This is a genomic window from Calditerrivibrio sp., assembly GCA_026415135.1.
Taxonomy (GTDB): Bacteria; Chrysiogenota; Deferribacteres; order Deferribacterales; family Calditerrivibrionaceae; genus Calditerrivibrio.
Window position 1 is genome coordinate 1 of the sequence record JAOAHS010000028.1, and the last position, 22,570, is coordinate 22,570.

Consider the following 22,570-nt stretch of genomic DNA (forward strand, 5'->3'; position numbering starts at 1 on the left):
ACCTAATACCTTCCTCATAAGGGATAGATGCAAATATCGAACTTACAACAGAAATAAATCCAGCCACATCACCTACTGATAACTTGTCATATATCTTCTTATAAACATTATACTCATCCTAAGAAAAACTCTTAAATCTGACTAAAGTCTATTTTTAAAACTGGATAAAATCCCCAATCATAATCTGACTCATATATCCATAGCCCCTTAAAAAGATCTTTGTTCCCTTTAAAGACCTGCTCCAGCGTGGATACCAACAAAGATTTTCCAAACCGGTGAGGGCGAGAAAGTAAATTAAACTGGATGGATGTGATTAAATCCATAGACATATTTAGTTTTATCAACATAGAGGTTGTTATTTTTTATAATCTGCTCAAAACTGGACTGATCTATGGGAAGTTTCTTTTTCATATAATTAATTCAGCATCTGTAGTGTAGTATTTCAATAATTTATCTTCTATACGATATTCTGATACCTTACTATTTCTAACAAGAAGACACAGTTTTATCCATGTCTTCTTGTTTTGGTCTAAGCACCAATTAGCCTTTTCTCTTTTTTTACTGACAGATATATTATCACCGTCAATATTACAAAACCTAAGATACCAATATAGTTACTAATCCTCTCTGGCCATATCATTAGTACACCCATAATTGCATAAATAATCCTTTCAGCCCAGTTTAAAAATCTCATAAAATAACCTTCAAAGAATATTGCTAGGATTAGTAACCCCAGCGTTCCTGTAATAATATTTTCTATCGTTCTGTCCAAAGGTCCAAAAAACAGTATTGCTGGATCGTAGATAAACATAAGTGGTATAAGATAAAGCCCCTTAGCTAATTTCCAAGACTCCATAGCCGTTTCAAATGGCTTACTACCAGCAATACCTGCAGCAGCATAAGCCACCAGAGCTACAGGTGGAGTGACATTTGCATCCTGAGAATACCAAAAAATCAATAGATGTGCTGACAAAAGTGCTCCTACAGCCATGTCTGGAGGAACCATTGCCTTCAACCCAGCGATGACATTTGGATCCTTTAGAACTTCTGCTGGCATTTTCAATACATTTATAAAGTAATCTTTCAGCATTAGGGACTCTAAAAGAGGAGCAGCTAAAACAGCCAAGACTATATATGAAGCTGTTACAGGCAAGCCCATTCCAAGAATAAGTGACACAAGTGCCACAAAAATGATTGCAAGAAATAGACTACCACCAGCCCAATCAGCTATCAAAATGGAAAACTTTATCCCCATACCAACTAGTAATACAATACCCACAATTATACCAGAACACATTAGTACTATTGCTGTATTAATCATATTTTTCCCACCTAATGCCAGAGCATCTAAAATATCCTTTAGTTTCATCGCAGTTTTTCTGTTTAACCAGCTACTAAAAACCACAGATATAATACCTATAGATGCAGCAAAGGTAGGTGTAAAATTCATCATCAATAAGGTGATCAAAACTACCAACGGTATAAAAAACTGCCATCCTTCTTTAAAAACCTCTTTAAAATCAGGCAACTCCTCCTTTGGAATCTTTTTTAGGTTATATTTCTTGGCTTCCAGATGGACAAAAAATCCTACACTCAAAAAATACATTATCGCAGGTATGATTGAGACCATAACGATCTTTGTGTAAGGTACCTGTGTCCATTGGGCCATTATAAAGGCGCCGGCACCCATTATAGGTGGCATTATCTGCCCCCCTGTACTTGCAGCGGTTTCTACACCTGCAGCAAATTTGGGTTTGTAACCCATACTTTTCATCAAAGGTATAGTTATCGAACCTGTCCCAACTGCATTTGCCACAGCACTACCAGACACTGTCCCCATGAGAGCACTGGCAAAAATTGCCATCTTTGCAGGTCCGCCAGTCGTATGCCCAAACAAAGAAATTGCCAGTTTTAAGATAAAGTCACCAGCACCAGATTTAACCATAAATGAACTAAAAAGCACAAACAAGAAAACAAATGTTGATGAAATTGTCGTTACAGAACCAAAAATACCATCAGGAGCAAAATACATTCTATAGAGGAATCTCGACAAACTAACACCAGGAAAATTCCATAGTCCTCCAAGATACTTCCCAAGAAAAAGTGCATAAGCAATAAAAAGTAATGAGATGATAGGTATCGTCCAGCCTGTGGTCCTTCTTGTTATTTCAAGAAGTAAAATTATGGCTATTGATGCTGCTATAAGATCATAGGTGTTAACTTCCTGATTTCTCAGGTTCAGGGCTTCTTCAAAAATAAGCAAATAAAGAGCAGCCATGGCAGATAGGATAGCAAGGATGAGATCTATTTTGAACGTTTCTTTAGGCTTCTTACTACTCAATGGAAAGATAAGAAAACCCATAAAAAGCATCATCCCATAGTGTATAGCATTAAGCTTTAATTCTGGAAGGATACCAAAACTATTATACCAAAGATGTAGTACAGAAGTTGCCACAGCAAACCAGTACACAAATTTATCTGTAAAGCCTGTAAGTTCCCTTTTATTTGTAACACTTTCACCTGATCTATCCTGAATTACACCTTCTTTATTTTCACTCATAATATCTCCTAAAGATATTGATTTACAAGGGTAGGTGGGTTATACCCACCTTTTACTTTACTGAGGCATGAGCTCTTTTGGTATAGTAAGGCCTTTTTCCTTGTAATATTTATATGCACCGGGATGAAGTGGTACAGGCAATCCGTCTAAGGCCTCATTTAGACTTAGTTCTTTTGTCGCTGGATGGATATTTGTAAGGAACTGAAGGTTTTCAAAAATTGTTTTTGTTACCAAATAAACAGTCTCCTCTGACAAATCCTTTCTTGCAACGAGGATATTTGGCTGTCCTATCGTTTTGATATCCTTTGACTGTCCTGGATATGTACCAGCTTTAATAACATACCTCGTCCAGATTGGGTAGCTTGCCCTTATCTTCTTTAGCTGATCATCAGTAAAGTCCAGAACTATAGCACCCTTTTCACCCAACTGAGCATATAGCTGTGTAATCGCAGCTGCAGGAACACCAGCTGGAATATTAGCAGCTCCTACCCTTTTATCCATCATAGCTTGAATAGATTGATTGTAGTCTAAATATTCCAGCTTAAACTCTTTGTCCACATCGATACCCAAAGCTTTTAAGATTGTTCTGCCAGATCCTTCAGTACCACTTCCTCTTTTACCTATTGAGAAAGGCTTACCTTTTAAATTTCTGAGATCCATAATAGTCCCAGTGGTAACATACTCTTTTAGGATTGGAAAATGCTCCACATTCTGCCAGAGCATAGTAATTGCCCTAAAATCCCTCTCAGGTTTTCCGGCATATAACCCTTCACCCGCATACGCCTCTAACGCAAAAAGGGATTGTAAAAGTGCGAGATCTGCTTCTTTCTTTTTCATCATAGAAATATTTTCACCAGAACCTGCCGAGTTTATTGCTGTTGCCTGAATACCGTGAGATGCTTTTAGCTTAATACTAATAAGCGTACCAATAGCAACACCTACAGGATAATATGTCCCACCTGGGGTAGCTGTGGCAATTATAAGATTTTTGTCATCAGCAAATAATACCCCATTCATTAGAAAAACAAACATAGACAGTAAAGCAACAACAAACTTTTTCATTTTTACCTCCTTTGTCTTCTTAACACTATTATACCATAAAAAAACATACTACTCTAAATCAAAATGCACCTCATTAAACCACAAACATTTTTAATTATAGCTTAACTAAGAAGGTAACCTCGTTCCCTTTTAGATTGTAATACAGACCATCAACAAAGGTATTTGACAATACTATCCCCCTACCACAATAGAAATCAGGATTTTCTAATGCTCTGTTAGTCATATTCAGTGAAAAACCATCCCCTTCATCGGTAATGGTTGAAGAAAAGATATAGTTATTGTTATGCTCATAGACACCGTATTTGACAAATATTTTTTTGCAACACATCTTTTCTTTTTCCAAACAATACTTTTCTAAGAGGTTATTTTTGATCAGTTTATGTTTCTGGTCTACATCAATGCCAAGATTTCCATGTTCATAGGCATTCATCAGAAACTCATATAAAGATACTCTTATCTTCGCCAAAACCTCTTCTTTTAATTTTTTTGAAGATAAAAACTCCTCCATCTCTTTTAGAAATACGTTTATCTCATCCATGCATGTATTTAGCTCTGTCTTAATCTCCCACACTTTTTTGAAATTTGATTTTTTGATATAAAATATTGTGACATCATCATTAAATGTCAAAATCTTCTCTGAAAACCTCTGCTCAAAATTATTATAAAAGAGACTTGCCTTAAAATCATTGTTCACTTCATTCAAATATACACCTTGACCATTCACATAGCTTTCCACAAGACCATCGGAACATATAGCCATAGAATCAAAATCTTTAAGACTAAGTGAAGAGATATTCATTGTTTGTGAATACTTAGTCAAAGGTGGATTATTACTCTGAATCTCTGTAACTTTTCCACCAGCATCCTTAATCAGCATAGAAGGCATCCCGCAGTGGGTATAGGCACACAAACCTTTATTTAGATCAAGTAAGAAAAAAGAAGCTGAAAGCATCTCTTCAGGCAACAATATCTTTTTTACGTAGTCCAAAAAGCTTTCCAACGTTTTTGCAAAATTAAAATCGTTGTTTTCAAGCCCTTTATCTACCGAGTGGTTTAAAAACGCTATCGATAAAACAGAAGTAACAGAAGCAGACAACCCTTTTCCCATTGTATCAAGAATGACGCCAAAAATAATACCATCCCCTAAATATCTATAAGTAAAAGCATCCCCACATAAAATCTCCATAGGTCTATAAAAAGAGTTAAACAGATAGTAATCATCACCAATCATGATTTTTTTCTTTTCTATGTCATTTAAAAGTAAGCTCAGCTCCTTTTTATAAGCCATGTTTTGTTGATTAGTGTGATACTTTTCCCTATAGCGCAGTAGCTCAATTTCCATCTCCTTTTCTTTAATCAATCTTTGTTTTAAAAGTACCCTACTTGAGGCATCAAGAAGAGCCGAAATCAACATACTTTTAGTGATCGGCTTTTGAATAAACCTACCAATCCCCAGGTTTAACAACTCTTTCATATCGTTTATACTGTCGGAGGATGTTATAACAACAATAGGTACTTCTAAATCCACTTTTCTGATCTGTTTGATCATCTCAATACCGTCCATCTCCGGCATATAAACATCGGCCACAATAATATCAAACTTATTTTGTAAAAACGCAAGCAGACCTATCTTCCCATTTTCAGCAATGTGAACGGTATTAAAGATACTTTCTAAATAGCGTTTTATAACCAAAGCAGAGACTTTATCATCGTCAACAATAAGAAGGTTTAGATTTTTTAAAAAACTTTTAAGTTCGCTCATCCCTATCTACATCTTTTTTGGTAGATAAAGAACTATATCTGGAAAAATAAAAATTATCAATACCAAAAAACACATCATAAAAAAAGCAGGTAAAGCCTGTTTTGCGATATAAGCCATATCCTTACCAGTTAACCCTTGAATGACAAAAAGATTGAAGCCTACAGGTGGTGTAATCTGTGCCATCTCAACAACAATTACGAGAAATATTCCAAACCAGATAAGGTCGATCCCAGATTGCTCTATGGCTGGCAATAAAACAGAGATTGTTAAAACAACCATAGAGATACCATCTATAAACATACCTAAGATAATATAAAATATTGTTAAAACAATAATCAAACCATACGGTGGCAGATTAAGAGCAGATATAGCCTCAGCCATGTGTCTTGGTAGTCCAATAAAACCCATGGAGAGACTCAAAAATGAAGAACCAGCAAGAATTAGTGCAATCATACAGTAAAGCCTTGTAGCTGATAAAAGACTCTCTTTAAACGTCTGGAACGTCAGTGTTCCTTGAAAATATGCTATTATAAGCGCCCCTACTACACCCACTGCTGAGGCTTCAGTAGCTGTTGCTATACCTGAGTATATGGATCCCAATACAGCTATGATGAGTAACACCGGCAATATGAGATTTTTAGAGGATTTAATTTTATCTAATAAACTTAGCCCCGTTATTTCTGAAGGGATCTTATCCTTATTGAAAAAAGACCAAACGATTATATAAATCATGAAAATCGCGGCAAGGGTAAGACCTGGCACTACTCCAGCTATAAAGAGCTTAGCAATGGATACATTTGCCGCTACCCCATACACAATCATGATGATCGATGGTGGTATGAGAAAACCCAATGTGCCAGCTCCAGCTAAAGTGCCTATAATCTTTTCTTCGGGGTATTTACGCTTTGAAAGCTCTGGTATTGTTATTTTACCAATTGTAGCTGTAGTGGCTGCAGAAGAGCCAGAAACAGCGGCAAAGATAGTACATGCAAGGATATTGACATGCAGAAGTTTGCCAGGAATCCTTTCAACCCATGGCGATACACCCTTAAAGATATCCTCACTCAACTTTGTTCTAAACAGAATTTCACCCATCCATACAAACATCGGTAAAGCAGTCAAAGTCCAACTCGACATGGATCCCCAAATAGTCATCACCATACTATCACCAATAGGTCTGCTGGTAAAAAGGAGCATCCCTAGATAACCCACTAATGCCAGAGCAAGCCCGATCCAAAGACCTGAAGCAAGCCAGAACAACAAAATAATGATCAAATATACCGAAACCGTTACCTCATTCATAGCCATCCTTCTTAAAAATTAGTCTAAAAAGCCTTTCCAGAACACTCATCATAAATACTCCCATCCCCAAAACAAATGCAATTTGGGGTATCCAAAGCGGGGTAGCATCCGGAAGCTGGGATATATCTTTAAAAATAAAAGAGAAATAGACCATCTTACCAGCATAAAAAAGGATATAACCCACTATAAAAAGAGCTGCAAAGGTTGCAAATATTTCAAGGTACCTTTTTTTAGATGGTGTTAGGGCGTTTAAAATTATCGAAACCCTTATATGTTCGTTTCTGTGGAAAGTTTCAGCTAAGGCTAAAAAGAATGTGGTTGCTAAAAAGTAACCTGCATAGGCATCCAAACCGGGTATAGATGTACCAAACAGTCTAACAACTATACTTAAAACTATCGTTAGGAGGGTAGCCGCATTAGCTACAGCAGCTACCCAAAGGGCATATCTATAGATTTTATCCATGATCATTTTTGGAATGCCTGTATCAGGAGTTCCCCATCTTTTCCTGCTTTCTTAAGCCAGTCATCAGTGAGAGTTTTACCTATTTTAGCCAGATCAGCCTGTAATTTTGCAGAAGGCTCCAACACCTTCATCTTTTCTGAGAGGGTTTTCTTTGTAGTATTATAGTTTTCCTGACTCATAGCCCAACCTCTTTTTTCAGCATCTGCAGCCGCCTTCAAAAGAGCATCTTTTTGATCCTTTGGAAGGGCATCAAATATCTTTTTGTTCATAAAAACTACATTTTTAGGGAGCCAAGCCTTTATGTCATAAAAATGGGTCATGGTCTCCCAAGCTTTGGTATCCACTCCTGTGGCAGATGAGGATATAAAAGCATTTACAACTCCTGTTGCAAGAGCCTGTGCAAGCTCAGCTGCCTGAATTGTCACAGGCTGAGCACCCACCAGTTCAGCTATCCTTGAGATTGTGGGATTATACGATCTAAGTTTTAGACCTTTGAGATCCTCAACCCCGTTTACATCTTTTTTAGTATAAAGCCCCTGTGGTGGCCATGGAACCGAGAAAAGTATCTTCAAACCTTGTGCTTCAAACCTCTTCTCTATTGTAGGACGACTAACCTGCCATAACTTCTCAGCTTTGTCATAACCTGTAGCTAAAAAAGGTATTGAGTCGATACCCATAATTGGGTCTTCATTTTCAAGGGAAGAAAAGATAACCTCTCCAATCTGAACTTGACCAGTCTGCACAGCTCTTTTGATCTCTGTCATCTTAAATAAGGATGCATTGGGGTGTACTGTTATCTTGATTTTACCACCCGTCAGCTTATCCACATCCTCAGTAAACTTCTGAATATTTACTGTGTGAAAGTTAGCTACAGGATATGGTGTGGGCATATCCCATTTCTCCGAAGCAAAAGCAAAACAACCAAAAAGAAGCAAAAACGTAACAACCAAAATTCTTTTCATTCTTACCTCCTATTTACATATTTGTTTGATCAATATCTTCAACTCCTTTGTTATGGTTATAGCATTCTCATTATCCCCATGTACACATATAGTATCTGGATTGATCTGAATTATTTTGTGGTCAATGGTCTCAACTACATGCTCTTTAATCATCATCTCAACCCTTCTCTTGATCACCTCCACATCTTCTATAACAGCATTTGGTACTTTTCTACTCACAAGTCTACCGTTAATGTCATATTGTCTATCAGCAAATGCTTCCTGTAAATATCCAAGCCCCACATCTTCACACGCTCTAACCATCTCAGAATTAAACAAAACAACCATCTTCAAAGAAGGATCAAAAGATTTTACCCCTTTTGCAATTGCAAGAGCTGTGCCATAATCTATAGCAGCATGGTTATATAAAGCTCCATGGGGTTTTACGTGATCCATCTTAACTCCATGTTTTGCACAAAAACCAGCCAACGCTGATATTTGATATAGGATATCTGCTTCCACCTCCTTCGGAGTAGCGTCTAAAAACCTTCTACCAAAACCAACAAGATCTCTATACGAAGGATGGGCGCCGACCTTCACACCGTATTCTTTTGCCAAAGCTACAGTGACATCCATAACCTGTGGATCACCAGCATGAAAACCACACGCAACATTCACCCTGTCCACATACTTGATCACTTCTTCATCATTGCCCATTTTATAGGCACCAAAACTTTCACCTAAATCACAATTAAGATCTACTGGCATAATATATCTCCATAATGACACTGAGCTTTTTATACAGCTTCCTTCGTCTATAAAAATGTTTGAGCGACTCTTCATAGGAAACAGGCACCAAATAAAATCTATGATGGGGTCTCATCTGGGCTAACCTACTCAAGTCGTTTTCTATAACATAACCAAGTACTTTATACCCGCCGGTTGTCTGACAATCTTTCATCAAAACAATAGGCTCACCCGAATTGGTAATCTGGATTGTTCCGGGCACAGTGGGTTCTGTAATAGTATCATAGGTACCTCCCATGTCACATGGTTCACAATATTTTAACCTTATACCCATTCTGTCAGATTCCATAGAGATATAATATTTAACTCTGCAAAATTTTTCAATATCTTTGTTTCTTTGAGAAGGGACAAATCTTATCATTTCGGCATTGAATACTGGTAAAAGTTCAAAAGAAAGTGAAAATCCTACCTTGTTATTACTCAACAGAGGCTTCACCGGTAGCAAATCACCTTTTCTTAAGGGTCTCCCACCAAGCCCACCGATGGCACCTCTTGTAAAAGTTGATCTACTGGAAAGTTCTGGCTCAACATCAATTCCACCTTTTATACAAAGATATGACCTAAAACCAGAAACAGCAGTTTCCCCCTTTAAGAGATCACCTTTTCTAACCTGATATGTTTTAAAAGTCCTAATTTTTGTATCGTTGATGCTAAAGCCACAATCAGCACCTGTTAGACAGATTATAGCATCCTCTCCAAACCTGTAGGCACCACACCTTTGAGTAAACTCCAACGCAGCCTCACCAGCACTATTCCCAACAAGTATGTTCCCAAGCTCATAGGAATAGTCATCCATAACTCCAGATTGGGGAACACCATATTGACCAAAACCAAATCTACCTCTATCCTGAACAGTGGTGAAAAACCCAGGATCAAGTACTTCTATCATAATCGATATCCTTTATCTTTACAGGGTATCTCTTGGGAGTAAATTCACCTTTTTTTATCGTTTCGTATCCCTTTTTGTCAATGGAAACAAACATAACACCCTGACCTGAAGCAAATAAAAAGGGCTCTCCTCTATTTTTATCAAAAAGCTTTAATGGTGTTCTACCTATTATTTGCCATCCACCAGGACTATCAAGGGGATAAATCCCAGTTTGGGTGCCACCAATCCCTACAGAACCAGCTTTTACCAGCTGTCTCGGTTGACTCTTTCGGGGCATATGGATCCTTTTATCTAGACCACCCAAGTATGGAAAACCAGGTAAAAACCCTAAAAAGTATATATAATAAACCCTACTAACGTGTAGGTTTACAATTTCAAGAAAATCCAAACCTGTAATTAACTCAGCCTCCTTTTTATCCAAAGCAAATTCGTCGTCATAACATACAGGGATCTCTGTTACCAAGATCTCTTTTTCCATAACATCTTCTCTCTTTGTACTTCCACAATTCTCTATAATTTTTTTCAGATAAATCATATCTACAGGTTCTTTAAAATGAATATACAAAGAGCTATAGCTGGTAATTATATTAAGCACCCCCATATTTGCTTTAATAACCTCTACAAGACTATTAACAGCAACATTGACCATTAAATCTATACTGTTTCCCAGAAAGATTTTTATCTTACTGTCTGTTAACTGTTCAACCATGTAGTCTTTCATATCATCTTCTTAGGATCAAAAAACTCTTTTGCTTCCTCTTCCCCCATCAAACCCTTTTCAAGCACAACCTGCTTAACAGTCTTCTTCTCCTTAAATGCTTCATAAGCTATTTGAGCAGCCTCATCATACCCCAATTTTAAAGCTAAAGGAGTAACAATTGCCATAGACCAATCCACAAGCTCCTCACATCTATCCCTATTGGCTGTTATCCCATTTATACATTTAGTAGAAAGGGCATCCACTACATTTGTCAAAAGCTTCAACGACCATAAACCTTTATAAGCTATCAAAGGCATCATGACATTTAGCTCCAATAAACCACTTGCACCAGCTATCGATATCGTATGAACGTTACCCATCACCTCAGCTGCCACCTGTATAGTGGCCTCGGGTATTACTGGGTTAACCTTACCCGGCATTATCGAACTACCGGGCTGGAGAGATGGTAATTCTATTTCACCAATCCCACATCTGGGCCCAGAGCTCAAAAGTCTAAGATCGTTGGCTATCTTCATGAGGGATACAGATAGGGTGTTCATAGCTCCAGCAAAGAAGACTGTAGCATCCTTTGTGGCTATCCCTTCAAAAAGATTCTCGGCTTGCCTAAACTCAATACCAGTATAGCCAGATATCTCCTTAATAGCTAATTTTGCAAAATATGGATCAGCATTTAGGCCTGTCCCCAATGCCGTTCCCCCTAACGGTAACTCAAGGAGGTATTTTTCCGCATCGATAAGACGCTTTTTAGAATTCTTGATCTGATAAAGGTATCCAGAAAACTCCTGCCCCAACGTCATCGGAACAGCGTCCATAAGATGGGTTCTACCTATCTTTATTATATCTGCAAACTCTTCCACCTTCTGGGTTAGTACCTTTTCCAAACTACTTAAAGCATCCACTAATTTTTTACTCTCCATGATAAACGATATATGAATAGCACTGGGGATGACGTCGTTACTGGATTGACATCTGTTTACATCATCATTTGGATGACATAACTTTTTATCCCCTTTCTTACCACCTAAAAGCTCACATGCTCTATTTGCTATGACTTCGTTAACATTCATGTTTGTGGAGGTTGCAGAACCTGTCTGGAATATATCGAGGGGAAATTGATCATCAAATTTACCCTCTATTACCTCAATGGAGGCTTTTATTATGGCATCAACTTTTTTAGCATCTAAAAGACCCAATTGCAGATTTGCGGTTGCTGCTGCCATTTTAATAATGGCCACAGCTTTTATAAACTCCTTTGGCAGCCTTTCTCCAGAGATAACAAAGTTTTCATTAGCTCTTGCTGTTTGAGCCCCCCAATAAGCATTTTCTGGTATTTTCATTTCTCCCATACTGTCCTTTTCTATTCTATATTCCATATATTACCCCTTGAAGATTTAATTTTTTTATATTAAAATTATAACACAGGAGTTGAAAATGACAAATGAAAAAATATTTTCAATATTAAGGACGGAACCTAAATTTTTAGACCTTACAAATGATGAGCTCACTGCTCTTATAAGCTATTGCCAGCTCGAAGTTTTCCCAAAGGTCTCCACTATTATAAAGGAAGGTGAATTTGGAAACAAGTTTTATTTTATCATTGAAGGGGAAATAGGTATATCCAAGTCCATATCTGATGAAATCATCTTCTTCATATCATCCCTTAGAAAGGGTGATTTTTTTGGAGAAATGGCTATAATAACCGAATATCCACGATCTGCCAATGCCTTTGCCAAAACAGATGTCACTTTACTATCCATGACAAGGGACAGTCTGATCAGATTTAAAAATGATTACCCCCTTGCCTTTGGAAAGTTTTCCTATATTTTAGCAAAAACTTTAGCAGATAGACTTTACAAAGTAGAGGAAAGGATCAAAAATATCATAAAGGCTTCAGTCATCAGTGCAATAACCTAATCGTTGAGATATTCCTTGAGTTGGTCAAAACTCTTGTTACCTGGGAAAGTATCCTCCAACTCACCTTTTTTATCGAATATAACTGTCATAGGGATATAATAAGCGTTGTATTTCTTTTTCAAATCCCCCTTGTCAATATAAACATTAAAATGGAATCCATTTTTTCTAACGAAATCGTCCACAAGCTGGGGGTTTTTATCCGTCGATATTGCAATTATATTTATTTTCTGTGTTCTAAAATATTCATAATTCTCATTTAGTGTCTTTAAAAGTGCTTTGCAATAGGGGCAATACACAGCCCAAAAAACTACAACAGTCTTATTATACCCCTGCAATAATAAACCAGAGAAATTATGCCCATCTATCTCCCTTACCTCTGCACGAAGACCTACCGAAATAAGAAGCAAAACGGTAAGAAATATCTTCTTCATTCAGGTAACTTTTATCCTCCACCTACAAAATGAATGATCTCCAATACATCCCCTTCTTTTAAATAGGTGCTATTGTAATTAGATACTTCTATTATTTCCCGATTTAACTCCACCACTACATTTTTCTTTGATAGATTTAGCTCATCCAGTAGCTCAGCAAGATTTTTTTGGGAGCTTATTTCAATATAATTTCCATTTACCTTTACAGTCATATATCCCCCAATAATATCCTTACAGCAAGATTTGCTTGAATATTAGCTGCAACACCGACCCTCGGTGCCATAAGCCCCATACCAGGTCTGGCTTCCGTTTCAAAGTCACCCACCAAAAAAAACCTTTCCTTTATCCTTCTCACCTTGATTGTATCAGTATTTCCATATCCCGCAACCCCTGAAGCAGCTATATAATATTTATCAGGTAGCTCCTTTAGCATGAAAGAGGTGAGTTTAGCCTTCTCTTCAGCTCTATCAAAGGCTTCAATTACAAGGTCAAAATCATAAAATAGTGTGTGCATATTACACAAATCTATACGGATATCAATAGGCTCATAGGTTAGATATGGATTTATTCTTTTAAGGGTTTCAGATAGGGCATAGACCTTTTTCTGCCCTATCTGATCTATAAAGTAATATTGTCTATTAAGGTTAGATGGTTCCACCACATCAAAATCCACAAATCTCAACCGCCCAACCCCCATTCTTGCAAGGGAAACCGCCACGTTGGAACCAAGACCACCTACTCCTGCTATTACAACAGAGCTTTTTTTCAGCTTTTCATAAATACCTGGAGTATGTCTGGATACCAAAAGATATTCGATCTCTGAAGGTGTTGGTTGATCCCCTCTTTTGATAAGAAAAAGTATATCACCCCTTTTCAATGGGGCATCTGTTGTGATTGGAAACCCGTTTAGTATTATTATATCCGCATCAGGTTTATACCTTTCCCTTATACTAAATGCTGTAGAATCATCTTCTATCTCTATTATATTGCCGTTTAGTGAAATGTTTATCAATCAAGCCTTCCCCATTTAGTTATTTAGAAAATAGCGGGTAATACTACCCGCTATTATATCCTTCCCATTGCCATGGCTTCCAAACGTTCTATCCTCTTTTCAATAGGTGGATGTGTGGAAAAAAGATGTAGGATACTGCTACCACTTAGAGGACTCATAATAAACATATGTGCAGTGGCAGGCTTTGCATCCATCGGCAACGCTTCATTACCATAAGCAATCTTTTTTAGTGCCGAAGCAAGAGCTCTTGGATTACCACAATATCTTGCCCCAGTCTCATCAGCTAAGTATTCCCTTGATCTAGAAATAGCCATCTGAATAAGGGTAGCAGCCAAAGGAGCAATAATCATCGCCAGTATTGCTCCAACTGCAGAAAGTGGATTACCACCTTCCTCTTCATCACTCTTTGATCCGCCAAATATCATAGCCCATCTTGCCATGTCTGCCAAAAACATTATCGCTGCAGCAAAGGTAGCAGCAATAGTACCTATTAGAATATCTCTATTATTTATGTGGGCTATCTCATGGGCTATAACCCCTTCAAGCTCTTCAGGCTCCAAAAGATGTAATATCCCAGTAGTTACCGCTACAGCAGCATTTTCAGGGTTTCTACCTGTTGCAAAGGCATTTGGTGTTGGTGTTTCCATTATATACACCTTTGGCATAGGGATTTGGGCTTTTGAGGCAATTCTCCTTACCATGTTATAAAGATTTGGAGCTTCAGCTTCTGTCACTTCCCTTGCTCCATACATTTTGAGCACTATCTTATCACTAAACCAATATGAAAAGAAGTTCATGGCTAAAGCAATTACAAGTGCCATGATCATACCTTGCTGTCCACCTAACATTTTACCTATCAAAAGGAAAAGGATTGTCAAAAGTGTCATCAGTAGGGCTGTTTTTAAAGTGTTCATGTTACCTCCTTATAATTTATCTCCATCAGTGTTTTCTCTATCATTGCAACACTCACTTTTGTATTGATACATGGACCAAATGGTCTATCATTTATCAATCCGATTACCGGTAGTGGATATGTATCCTGAATACCACTTAACATGTCCCTTTCGCAAGCTACAGCTATGATCAACTCAGGCCTTGTATCTTTTACTATTCGTCTTGCTATTGTACCACCAGTGGCAACTTTGATATTTAAATTATACTTTTCAGATAATTTTGCAAGATCACCTATGTCACATTTGCCACATTTTTTACAATTTAATATATTGTGTGAAACTTTTAATTCACAGTTTTCCAACTGTATACAGTGGGGTAAAAGTATAAGAAGGTTATTTATTTTTTTAGACTTGATGGATTCTAAGACAAGTTCATTATTCACAGCGATGAAGGATCTTATGACTTTGTCCTTGTCAATTCTAAAAAATTTGGCTAATTTTAAGACTATAGGAAACAATAGCTTCGTAACTATACCCCTTAGCTTTATACTTAACTTGGATTGCTTTCCAGATACCATTGCAAAAACCAAAATGAGCGTGGAAAAAAACAGAAAAAATCCAATAAAAGCTACAACAGCAGTAAACAACATACCCAAAAAAGATGAAATCTCCCCTAAACCTTTGAAGGATACATACCATATAACCCCTATAAAAAGGATAACAACAAGGGATGTACAAAAAAGGAAAAAGATGAAGATCCTTTTTCTCTCTGGAGTTAGAGCGTTATTCAAATAAATCTCCAATATCGATGTTGTTCCCAGCTAAAAAGCTCTTCGTATTCATTCTATTTTTCCCTTCCAACTGTAGTTCCAACACCTTTAGTGCCCTGTTACCACAACCTATCGTAAAGTCATTCTTTGTTACCTCCAATACCTTTCCAGGATCTCCTTTGATATCTATGACCTCCCCCTTAAAAAATTTCACCATCTTCCCTTTATAAAAGGCATACGCTGTTGGCCAAGGTTGAAAACCCCTAATCATTCTTTCTATCTCTTCTGCAGGTCTTGAAAAATCGATCTTCCCATCCTCTTTTTTTATGATGGGAGCGTATGTATGTTTGGTATGATCCTGTGGTATAGGTGTTATATTATCGTATCTTTTCAATGTCTCAATCAAAAGCTCAGCACCCAAAACTGATAATTTTTCCGAAAGGGTTATCGCTGTATCATCAAGGGATATCGGTAAACTCCTCATAAGAAGTATATCACCAGTATCAAGCCCCTCATCCATCTTCATTGTTGTCACACCAGTCTCTTGTTCACCATTTATAATAGCCCAATTTACAGGGGCAGCTCCCCTATACTTTGGTAGCAGCGAGAAATGGACATTTATCGGGGCATATCTGGGGATATCCAGGACCTCTTTTGGCAAAATCTTACCATAAGCAACAACAACCAAAAAGTCAGGGGTAACATCAGCAATCTTTTGGATAGCCTCCAGATTGTTCCTCAACTTTTCTGGTTGGAAGACTTCTAATCCCTTTGCCAATGCATACTCCTTCACAGGTGGTGGTTGTAGTTTGTTACCTCTACCCTTAGGCTTGTCTGGTTGACAAACAACAAGAGGTATATCATATCCATTTCCCACCAGTCTATCAAGAGTGGGGACAGCCATCTCAGGAGTCCCCATGAACACTATTTTCATCTATCCTCCAATACAACTAAAATACATACTCTTCGCTGGATATCCTTTTTTCGATCTCATTTAAAATACGCTCTTCATCTTGAAGATCCTTTGCTTCAAAGGTAACTGTGAACCTTAAAAAGTTACCTGCATCATCCCAGGGCACCGACGATATCAACTTTTCCCTTATGAGAAAATCGCAAAACTCCTCAGCATTATTAAACTTTCTACCACTTTTCGTCCCTTTTGGAATTTCAAAATAGAGATAAAAAGTCCCCTTTGGCTCGTTTACAAAAAAACCATTTTTCCTAAGTATCTCTGCAACCCTTTTAAGTCTTCTTTTATACTTATCAGTAATCCCAGAGATGATCTGTGGGTTTCTTAATGCATAAGCCGCAGCTTTTTGTATAGGGATAAATTGGCCAGAATCGTTGTTATCTTTTACCGTAGCAAATGCTTTTACCAAAACCTCATTACCGCAAACAAAAGCCATTCTCCACCCAGTCATATTAAAAGATTTGGATAAAGAGTGGATCTCTATCCCCACTTCCTTTGCTCCAGGCACAGACAAAAAGGATTCCTGTTTCTCACCATAGGTTAGCTCTATATATGCAGCATCATGAATTACCGCGATGTCATACTTTTTAGCAAAAGCTACTACCTTTTCAAAAAAACTCACTGGTGCAATAGCCCCAGTGGGATTGTTTGGATAGTTTATATACAGTATCTTAGCCTTTTTAGCAATATCCTCAGGTACAGTATCCAAGTCAGGAAGAAAGTTGTTTTCCTTTAATAAAGGCATATTATATACTTCACCACCGATATACTTTGTGATGGTCCCAGTCACAGGGTAACCTGGTACCGTCATCAGTGCATAGTCTCCAGGATTAATAAGGCAAAAAGGGATCATTGCAAGAGCAGGCTTTGAACCTATACTATGATTAACTTCGGTGATAGGGTTGATGTCTACCCCGAATCTCTTTTTCATGTACTCTGCTGCAGCATCTTTAAACTCCTGGATACCATTATCAGAATAAAACCTATTCTCCTTTTTTCTCGCTTCAGTGCATAATGTCTCAACAATTGAGATATCCGCCATATCATCCGGCTCCCCAACCCCCATATCGATAAGCTCCGCCTCAGGATTAGCTTCTAATGCAGCTCTTTTAGCTCTTTTTATCTTTTCAAACTTGTAGATTTTGGTATCCTTACCAAACATTTTACCACCAAGTCTCTCAGCAATTATGTTTTGCATAAATTCGCTCATCTTTCCTCCAAATCTTTTTTGTCGTATTATACATGTTTGAAAGCATTTTTCAAGAAATTTAATATTTCAAATTTACTCAAAAAATAAGATATTGACAGCTATTTCATTTAATATAAGATTAAAAATCAGGAGGCAGATATGTTTGCTCTAAGAATCTTTTTAATCCTATTGTTAGCATTTACCTATGCCATTGGATCCCAATCAAAGATCACCGAGGCAGAGGGTTATGCCTGCTTAAATGAAGACAGAACAAAAAAGCAAGTTGAAGAGATTGCTTTAAATGAAGCCAAAAGGAACGCCATTGAACATGTTGCAACATATATTCAATCAGAGACTGAGATAAAAAACTTTCAACTGAAAAAAGATCTTATTACCGCTTATTCAAAAGCCCAAATAAATATCCTACAGTTACAGGGTAGATGGGACAATAACCCACCAAAAATTGGGGATTGTTATAGAGTATGGATAAAAGCAGATGTAATCCCAGACGAGAAATTAACAAAAAAATCTTTAGAAAATCTTGACGACCCATCTGCACCATTAAAAATCCAGGTATGGACCGATAAAAAAGAATATATCACTGGTGATAAGATAAAGATATACATCAAAGGGAACAAACCATTTTATTCCAGAATACTTTATACCCAAAGCGATGGTAGTATTGTTCAGATTTTACCAAATCTCCACCGAAAGGATAACTACTTTCAAGGGGGGATAGTTTACGAGATCCCCTCAGGCAGTGATAAGTTTGATCTGGAAGTTGCTCCCCCATTCGGTGAGGAAAGTATCACAGTCTACGCAAGTACTAACCCATTAGGGGAAATCCAGCTTAAGCCTGCGGAATCTGTTTATAAAGTCCTTTCAACATCAAAAGAGATAAACGATAAAACCAGAGGAGTAAAAATTACTGAAGGTTCAAAAAATAAGGTAGCTGAGTTTTATGAAACCACACTTAGCATAAAAACGGGAAAGTAGTTCCTTCAGCTACTTACCGTTACTTACCGTAGTACCTATAGTAAAGCTTGTTTGGATTCTTACCAAAAAGGAAAAGGGTGAGGAAGAAGAGATTTTTCACCGAAGTTTTGATTATGCCCTTTTTAAGCCATCTCCTCGCTGATGTATAGGAATAGCAATTAGAAAAATAGAACCTAAGCCCTTGTTTCCTGCATCTTAAGACAAGATCAACATCCTCAAAGAGCTTTATTGAGCTTACACCACCTATTTTTGCTAAAGTCTCTTTTTTGATGAAAATAGTCTGATCACCATAGGGTAGCCTGAAAAGCTTTGTCCTAATATTTGCCATGGTCTCTATAACTCTAAAAATCGCCTTATTGTGATCTATCTTTAATCTAAATGCTCCATAATCATATCTATCTGCATTATTTATTATTTCTAAGATATGTCCCTTACTTATAAAACTGTCCGCGTGCAAAAAAACTAAAATCTCACCTTTTGCCACCTCAGCACCTTTGTTTATCTGTTCTCCTCTGCCTTTTGGGGATAATATTTTTATAACTTTATCGGATTTAATCAAGGATATTGTATTATCCCCATCTTCACAATCTACTACGATAATCTCCACATCATGTTCAACAAGCTCCTTTTCAAGGGCTTCAAAGTAACCTACTCTATCATATTCCTTTAAAACAGGTATTATAACAGATATCCTCATACTCTTTTAAGTCTTTTTACAATATTTGGTAGCTGTACAAACAATCCTAAAAGCATAAATAAAGAAGCCACTTCTAAGGAAAAAATGTCACCCACTGAGTTTACTTGCTCTATCGATTTACCAGCTAATACAAAGAGTATCGATGCAGGAAAGATCCCAACACTGGTTGTCCAGACAAATGTCCAAGTTTTGACATGTGTAAATGATGCTATGAGGTTTACCAAAAAAAACGGGAATATAGGGATAAGTCGTAAAGTTATAAGATATAGATATCCATCTTTTTTTATCTCTTCATTGATCGTTTTTATCTTCTCTGCATACTTATTTTGGATATACTCTCCCAAAAAATATTTCGATATCAAGTACATTATCAAAGCACCAATAGTAGCCGAAAGATTAACATATATCAACCCATAAAAAAATCCGAATAGATACCCACCAGCAAGACTCATAATAGAAGCTACAGGAACTGAAAAAGCCACTAACAATATGTAACTCAAAATATATATGATACTCGCATATGCAAAGTTATTTTGGACAAACAACTTAAGTTTATCCCCATAGACCTTAAGGTTTTCAAGAGAGATAATCTCAACAACCCCTGATAGATGTATAGTTGCTATGATAATAATTATGAGAAAAAGTAAAATCCCCTTTTTAGAAATCCCTTTCATAAATGAACAACCCTTCCCTCTTTGCTCTCAATAGATCCTCCATCGTATCGATATCCAGAAGAGGATTCAATAAACCGTATTTATAGCCTATATCTTTTACATTGCCCAACAGGTTCTTAAAAACTTCAGAACTACTCCATCTTAACCCACTTAAAACACAACTATCAAAAAAGTCTTTAGCCCCTATCAGATAAAAACCACCGTCAAAAGAAGGCCCGAACACCATCTGATTTGTTTCTAATATGTCATAAGCTTTTTTGATCTCAACACTTAAATCACCTACTAAGTCACTACCTATTATCACAACCTTATCATAACCATCGTGAAAAAGCTCCCTAAAGCAACAACCTATCCTATACCCCATATCACCCTGAGCCTGAATCCTCATAGCATAAACGCGTATATGTGTACGATTTAAAAGCTCTTCAAATCTGTGAATATCACTACTATTATCTATATATAGCATTAAATCAAAGCAAGAAAGTATTTTCTGTAGTTCATAAACACCTGTTAATACATTAACCAACAGCATTGAATAAACCTCTGCAGCAAAAATATCTGAGGTATCCTTTGCAAGTCTTGTTTTTACCCTTCCGGGAGTTGGATATTTGCAAAAAACCGCTAAAACTTTTTTCATCCCATATTAAAAATATAAGAAGGCCTGCTGTGTACCTGCCAACCAGCATCCTTTAATAATAGGGAGCAATTTGAAACCGAAAAACCCCTACTTTTTTCTGTTTTCTCCTCTGTATCCCTTGGGTTTGCACCACTTTCAGCCCAAATGATATTCGCACCAGCATAAATACCCAATGAATTCGGCTCATGGGTACAATTCCCAACAACCTCATGCTGAGTAGCAAGACGAGTTATGGCCACGATCTGGGCCATCTTTATTTCTGGGACCGTTGGATATATGCTCAACTGACCACCTGGGATGTTTATCCTCCTCATGGCACCGCTAAAAACAGGGTTTATCTCAGATGCAATTATAATCTTTTCAGCGATCTCTTCAAAACTGTGTTCTGAGCCGATCGGCTCTACACATGTCCCAACCAATAAACCAGCCTCTTTGAAATTATTTATCGTCTCTAAACGCTTATTTTTAGATATCTTATTATCTTTACCTTCCCCCATCCTAACAGCATGATAGACACCTGTAAAACCAGCCTGTTTCAATTTAAAAGCATTGCTAAGGTTTTGATCACCAATATTGGCAATGAGAATTGTTGTCGGTTTCAAATGTTTCCTTATCTCTGTAGAATATTCTATAAATTTACCAAAATCATAATTAGCCGTTGTCATCACATAAATGGCGGCACATTCCCTATTTCGTTCAAATTCGGAAGCATATTTTAAAGCCTCATCAATCGACAACTCTTTAGCTTCACTGAAGATACCATTGATAGGAGCAAACGAACAAAATTTACAATCAACAGGGCATGGAGCCAGATTTAGAGCAAATTGTCCATGAACTTCTGCAACATTTTTGGATATTTTTCTGGACAATATACCTCCAGCTGTAATAATTGCATAGCCCTCTTCAGATACAGGGTCTATCTTAAGCAGATATACGATCTCTTCATGTGTCAACCTCTCGTTGTTAAACGCTTTTTTTATAATATCTGATATCCTATCGTTCATTCTCATTCTCCAGCCATTTTTCATCATAAGCCATCTGTAAAAGTGTTCTTGCACAGAATGCGGTAATTTCAGCACAATGGCGATACTGTCCTATACCAAAAGCTATCTCTGCTCTTTTTTTGATTGTTTTACAGCAAGTTGTCTGAAATTTAGACTTAAATTTATCCATAAGTGTATTACCAATACCCATAACCTTTATTTTTGCCACCTTACCATTTAAAGGCACCCCGTTTTTTAAATTGTCCCTATTTGCCAAAAAACCTGAGATGATGATCATAGCTGATAAAGCTCCACAAATGCAACCAGTTTCACCAATACCTTCCCCTAAGATAGTCATAGAGAGTTTGAAGTCATCAGAAAATTTAAAACTTGTTACATCTTCAAAAGCCTTAATAATAGCCTCAGAACAATAGTAGCCACTCTCAAAATACTCTTTTACCAGTTCTTCAATTTTATTTAGGTTCTGAGAATTCATCATACTTCCAGTCACCCATACCACCTTTAAGGATAAATAACCTCTTTTCATCTATACCTTTTGACTTTATATAGTTATAGGCATTTTCTGCACCAGCTTTACCTTTTGGGCATATAATAATCACTGGTATATCGGTACTTTTAAGCCTATCTATAACCGAATCCAGTTTCTTCTTATCGACATCGCTCTTTACAGGGAAAGCATACGTTGGTACAGCGCCAACTATATGCTCCTCATCAAATTCTTTCTTAGGTTGAATATCCAACAAAAAGAGATTTTTTTTGCTTTTTAACCAGTTGTATAGTTCCTCGGGTTTAACATAATTATAATTTGAAAATATACCTCCATTTACTTGTATACAAAAAAGAACCACAAAACATGCCACCAAATTTTTTTTCATG

The 22,570-nt window shown here is 37.1% G+C and carries 26 protein-coding genes; 2 read left to right on the forward strand and 24 right to left on the reverse strand.

What is annotated here, in order from left to right:
- Positions 1-131: 131 nt before the first annotated feature.
- The 11 genes from N3C60_04985 to N3C60_05035 form a co-directional block, all read right to left on the reverse strand.
- Positions 132-323, reverse strand: a complete 192-nt coding sequence (locus N3C60_04985; GenBank protein ID MCX8084258.1) for an AAA family ATPase — start codon at positions 321-323, stop codon at positions 132-134.
- Between the two features lie 206 nt (positions 324-529).
- A complete protein-coding gene (locus N3C60_04990) occupies positions 530-2,560 on the reverse strand; it encodes a TRAP transporter permease (protein MCX8084259.1) in 2,031 nt (676 codons plus the stop codon).
- Between the two features lie 57 nt (positions 2,561-2,617).
- Positions 2,618-3,622: a TAXI family TRAP transporter solute-binding subunit gene (locus N3C60_04995; protein ID MCX8084260.1), complete on the reverse strand. Its 1,005-nt coding sequence runs from the start codon at positions 3,620-3,622 to the stop codon at positions 2,618-2,620.
- A gap of 94 nt (positions 3,623-3,716) precedes the next feature.
- A complete protein-coding gene (locus tag N3C60_05000; protein ID MCX8084261.1) occupies positions 3,717-5,384 on the reverse strand; it encodes a response regulator in 1,668 nt (555 codons plus the stop codon).
- 6 nt (positions 5,385-5,390) lie between these two features.
- The gene (locus N3C60_05005; protein ID MCX8084262.1) at positions 5,391-6,686 is read right to left on the reverse strand and encodes a TRAP transporter large permease subunit; all 1,296 of its coding nucleotides are present in this window, start codon (positions 6,684-6,686) and stop codon (positions 5,391-5,393) included.
- Entirely contained in the window at positions 6,679-7,149 is a 471-nt protein-coding gene (locus N3C60_05010; GenBank protein MCX8084263.1) for a TRAP transporter small permease, read from the reverse strand. The genes N3C60_05005 and N3C60_05010 overlap by 8 nt, the downstream gene beginning before the upstream one ends.
- Before the next feature lie 2 nt (positions 7,150-7,151).
- Positions 7,152-8,111 carry a TRAP transporter substrate-binding protein gene (locus tag N3C60_05015; GenBank protein ID MCX8084264.1) on the reverse strand — a complete coding sequence of 320 codons (960 nt, stop codon included), beginning with the start codon at positions 8,109-8,111 and terminating at the stop codon, positions 7,152-7,154.
- Between the two features lie 9 nt (positions 8,112-8,120).
- Positions 8,121-8,861, reverse strand: coding sequence for a LamB/YcsF family protein (locus N3C60_05020; protein MCX8084265.1), 741 nt, complete (start codon positions 8,859-8,861; stop codon positions 8,121-8,123).
- Entirely contained in the window at positions 8,842-9,786 is a 945-nt protein-coding gene (locus tag N3C60_05025) for a biotin-dependent carboxyltransferase family protein (protein ID MCX8084266.1), read from the reverse strand. The genes N3C60_05020 and N3C60_05025 overlap by 20 nt, the downstream gene beginning before the upstream one ends.
- A complete protein-coding gene (gene pxpB / locus N3C60_05030) occupies positions 9,770-10,507 on the reverse strand; it encodes a 5-oxoprolinase subunit PxpB (protein MCX8084267.1) in 738 nt (245 codons plus the stop codon). Before pxpB ends, N3C60_05025 begins: the two co-directional genes overlap by 17 nt.
- Positions 10,504-11,880, reverse strand: coding sequence for a class II fumarate hydratase (locus N3C60_05035; protein ID MCX8084268.1), 1,377 nt, complete (start codon positions 11,878-11,880; stop codon positions 10,504-10,506). The genes pxpB and N3C60_05035 overlap by 4 nt, the downstream gene beginning before the upstream one ends.
- A 58-nt stretch (positions 11,881-11,938) precedes the next feature.
- Here N3C60_05035 and N3C60_05040 point away from each other — a divergent pair, with 58 nt between their 5' ends.
- The gene (locus tag N3C60_05040) at positions 11,939-12,421 is read left to right on the forward strand and encodes a cyclic nucleotide-binding domain-containing protein (protein ID MCX8084269.1); all 483 of its coding nucleotides are present in this window, start codon (positions 11,939-11,941) and stop codon (positions 12,419-12,421) included.
- Here N3C60_05040 and N3C60_05045 read toward each other — a convergent pair.
- The 7 genes from N3C60_05045 to N3C60_05075 are packed head-to-tail and all read right to left on the reverse strand — an operon-like array spanning position 12,418 to position 17,707.
- Positions 12,418-12,852, reverse strand: a complete 435-nt coding sequence (locus tag N3C60_05045; GenBank protein ID MCX8084270.1) for a TlpA family protein disulfide reductase — start codon at positions 12,850-12,852, stop codon at positions 12,418-12,420. The two genes, N3C60_05040 and N3C60_05045, sit on opposite strands and share 4 nt — an antisense overlap.
- A gap of 11 nt (positions 12,853-12,863) precedes the next feature.
- On the reverse strand, positions 12,864-13,064 hold the full coding sequence (gene thiS / locus N3C60_05050; protein MCX8084271.1) for a sulfur carrier protein ThiS: 201 nt from the start codon (positions 13,062-13,064) through the stop codon (positions 12,864-12,866).
- Positions 13,061-13,864, reverse strand: coding sequence for a sulfur carrier protein ThiS adenylyltransferase ThiF (gene thiF, locus N3C60_05055; protein MCX8084272.1), 804 nt, complete (start codon positions 13,862-13,864; stop codon positions 13,061-13,063). The genes thiS and thiF overlap by 4 nt, the downstream gene beginning before the upstream one ends.
- Before the next feature lie 53 nt (positions 13,865-13,917).
- Positions 13,918-14,778, reverse strand: coding sequence for a zinc metalloprotease HtpX (htpX, locus tag N3C60_05060; protein ID MCX8084273.1), 861 nt, complete (start codon positions 14,776-14,778; stop codon positions 13,918-13,920).
- Positions 14,775-15,548 carry a DUF116 domain-containing protein gene (locus tag N3C60_05065; GenBank protein ID MCX8084274.1) on the reverse strand — a complete coding sequence of 258 codons (774 nt, stop codon included), beginning with the start codon at positions 15,546-15,548 and terminating at the stop codon, positions 14,775-14,777. Before N3C60_05065 ends, htpX begins: the two co-directional genes overlap by 4 nt.
- Complete coding sequence (gene fmt, locus N3C60_05070; protein ID MCX8084275.1) at positions 15,541-16,461, reverse strand: methionyl-tRNA formyltransferase; 921 nt, start codon at positions 16,459-16,461, stop codon at positions 15,541-15,543. Before fmt ends, N3C60_05065 begins: the two co-directional genes overlap by 8 nt.
- A 16-nt stretch (positions 16,462-16,477) precedes the next feature.
- Complete coding sequence (locus N3C60_05075) at positions 16,478-17,707, reverse strand: LL-diaminopimelate aminotransferase (GenBank protein ID MCX8084276.1); 1,230 nt, start codon at positions 17,705-17,707, stop codon at positions 16,478-16,480.
- Between the two features lie 138 nt (positions 17,708-17,845).
- Between N3C60_05075 and N3C60_05080 the strand changes: the two genes are divergently transcribed.
- Entirely contained in the window at positions 17,846-18,682 is an 837-nt protein-coding gene (locus N3C60_05080) for a DUF4384 domain-containing protein (GenBank protein MCX8084277.1), read from the forward strand.
- Between the two features lie 19 nt (positions 18,683-18,701).
- Here the strand turns inward: N3C60_05080 and N3C60_05085 are convergent, their stop codons facing one another.
- Genes N3C60_05085 through N3C60_05110 form a run of 6 tightly spaced genes read right to left on the reverse strand, consistent with a single transcriptional unit; the run spans position 18,702 to position 22,569 of the window.
- Complete coding sequence (locus N3C60_05085) at positions 18,702-19,379, reverse strand: TIGR04283 family arsenosugar biosynthesis glycosyltransferase (GenBank protein ID MCX8084278.1); 678 nt, start codon at positions 19,377-19,379, stop codon at positions 18,702-18,704.
- The gene (locus N3C60_05090; protein ID MCX8084279.1) at positions 19,376-20,053 is read right to left on the reverse strand and encodes a TVP38/TMEM64 family protein; all 678 of its coding nucleotides are present in this window, start codon (positions 20,051-20,053) and stop codon (positions 19,376-19,378) included. The genes N3C60_05085 and N3C60_05090 overlap by 4 nt, the downstream gene beginning before the upstream one ends.
- Entirely contained in the window at positions 20,037-20,690 is a 654-nt protein-coding gene (locus N3C60_05095; GenBank protein ID MCX8084280.1) for a TIGR04282 family arsenosugar biosynthesis glycosyltransferase, read from the reverse strand. The genes N3C60_05090 and N3C60_05095 overlap by 17 nt, the downstream gene beginning before the upstream one ends.
- Positions 20,687-21,694, reverse strand: a complete 1,008-nt coding sequence (locus N3C60_05100) for a radical SAM protein (GenBank protein ID MCX8084281.1) — start codon at positions 21,692-21,694, stop codon at positions 20,687-20,689. The genes N3C60_05095 and N3C60_05100 overlap by 4 nt, the downstream gene beginning before the upstream one ends.
- Positions 21,684-22,184, reverse strand: coding sequence for a C-GCAxxG-C-C family protein (locus N3C60_05105; protein MCX8084282.1), 501 nt, complete (start codon positions 22,182-22,184; stop codon positions 21,684-21,686). The genes N3C60_05100 and N3C60_05105 overlap by 11 nt, the downstream gene beginning before the upstream one ends.
- Positions 22,147-22,569 (reverse strand): rhodanese-like domain-containing protein, encoded by a 423-nt coding sequence (locus N3C60_05110; protein MCX8084283.1) that lies wholly within the window; start codon positions 22,567-22,569, stop codon positions 22,147-22,149. Before N3C60_05110 ends, N3C60_05105 begins: the two co-directional genes overlap by 38 nt.
- Between the last annotated feature and the right edge of the window lies 1 nt (position 22,570).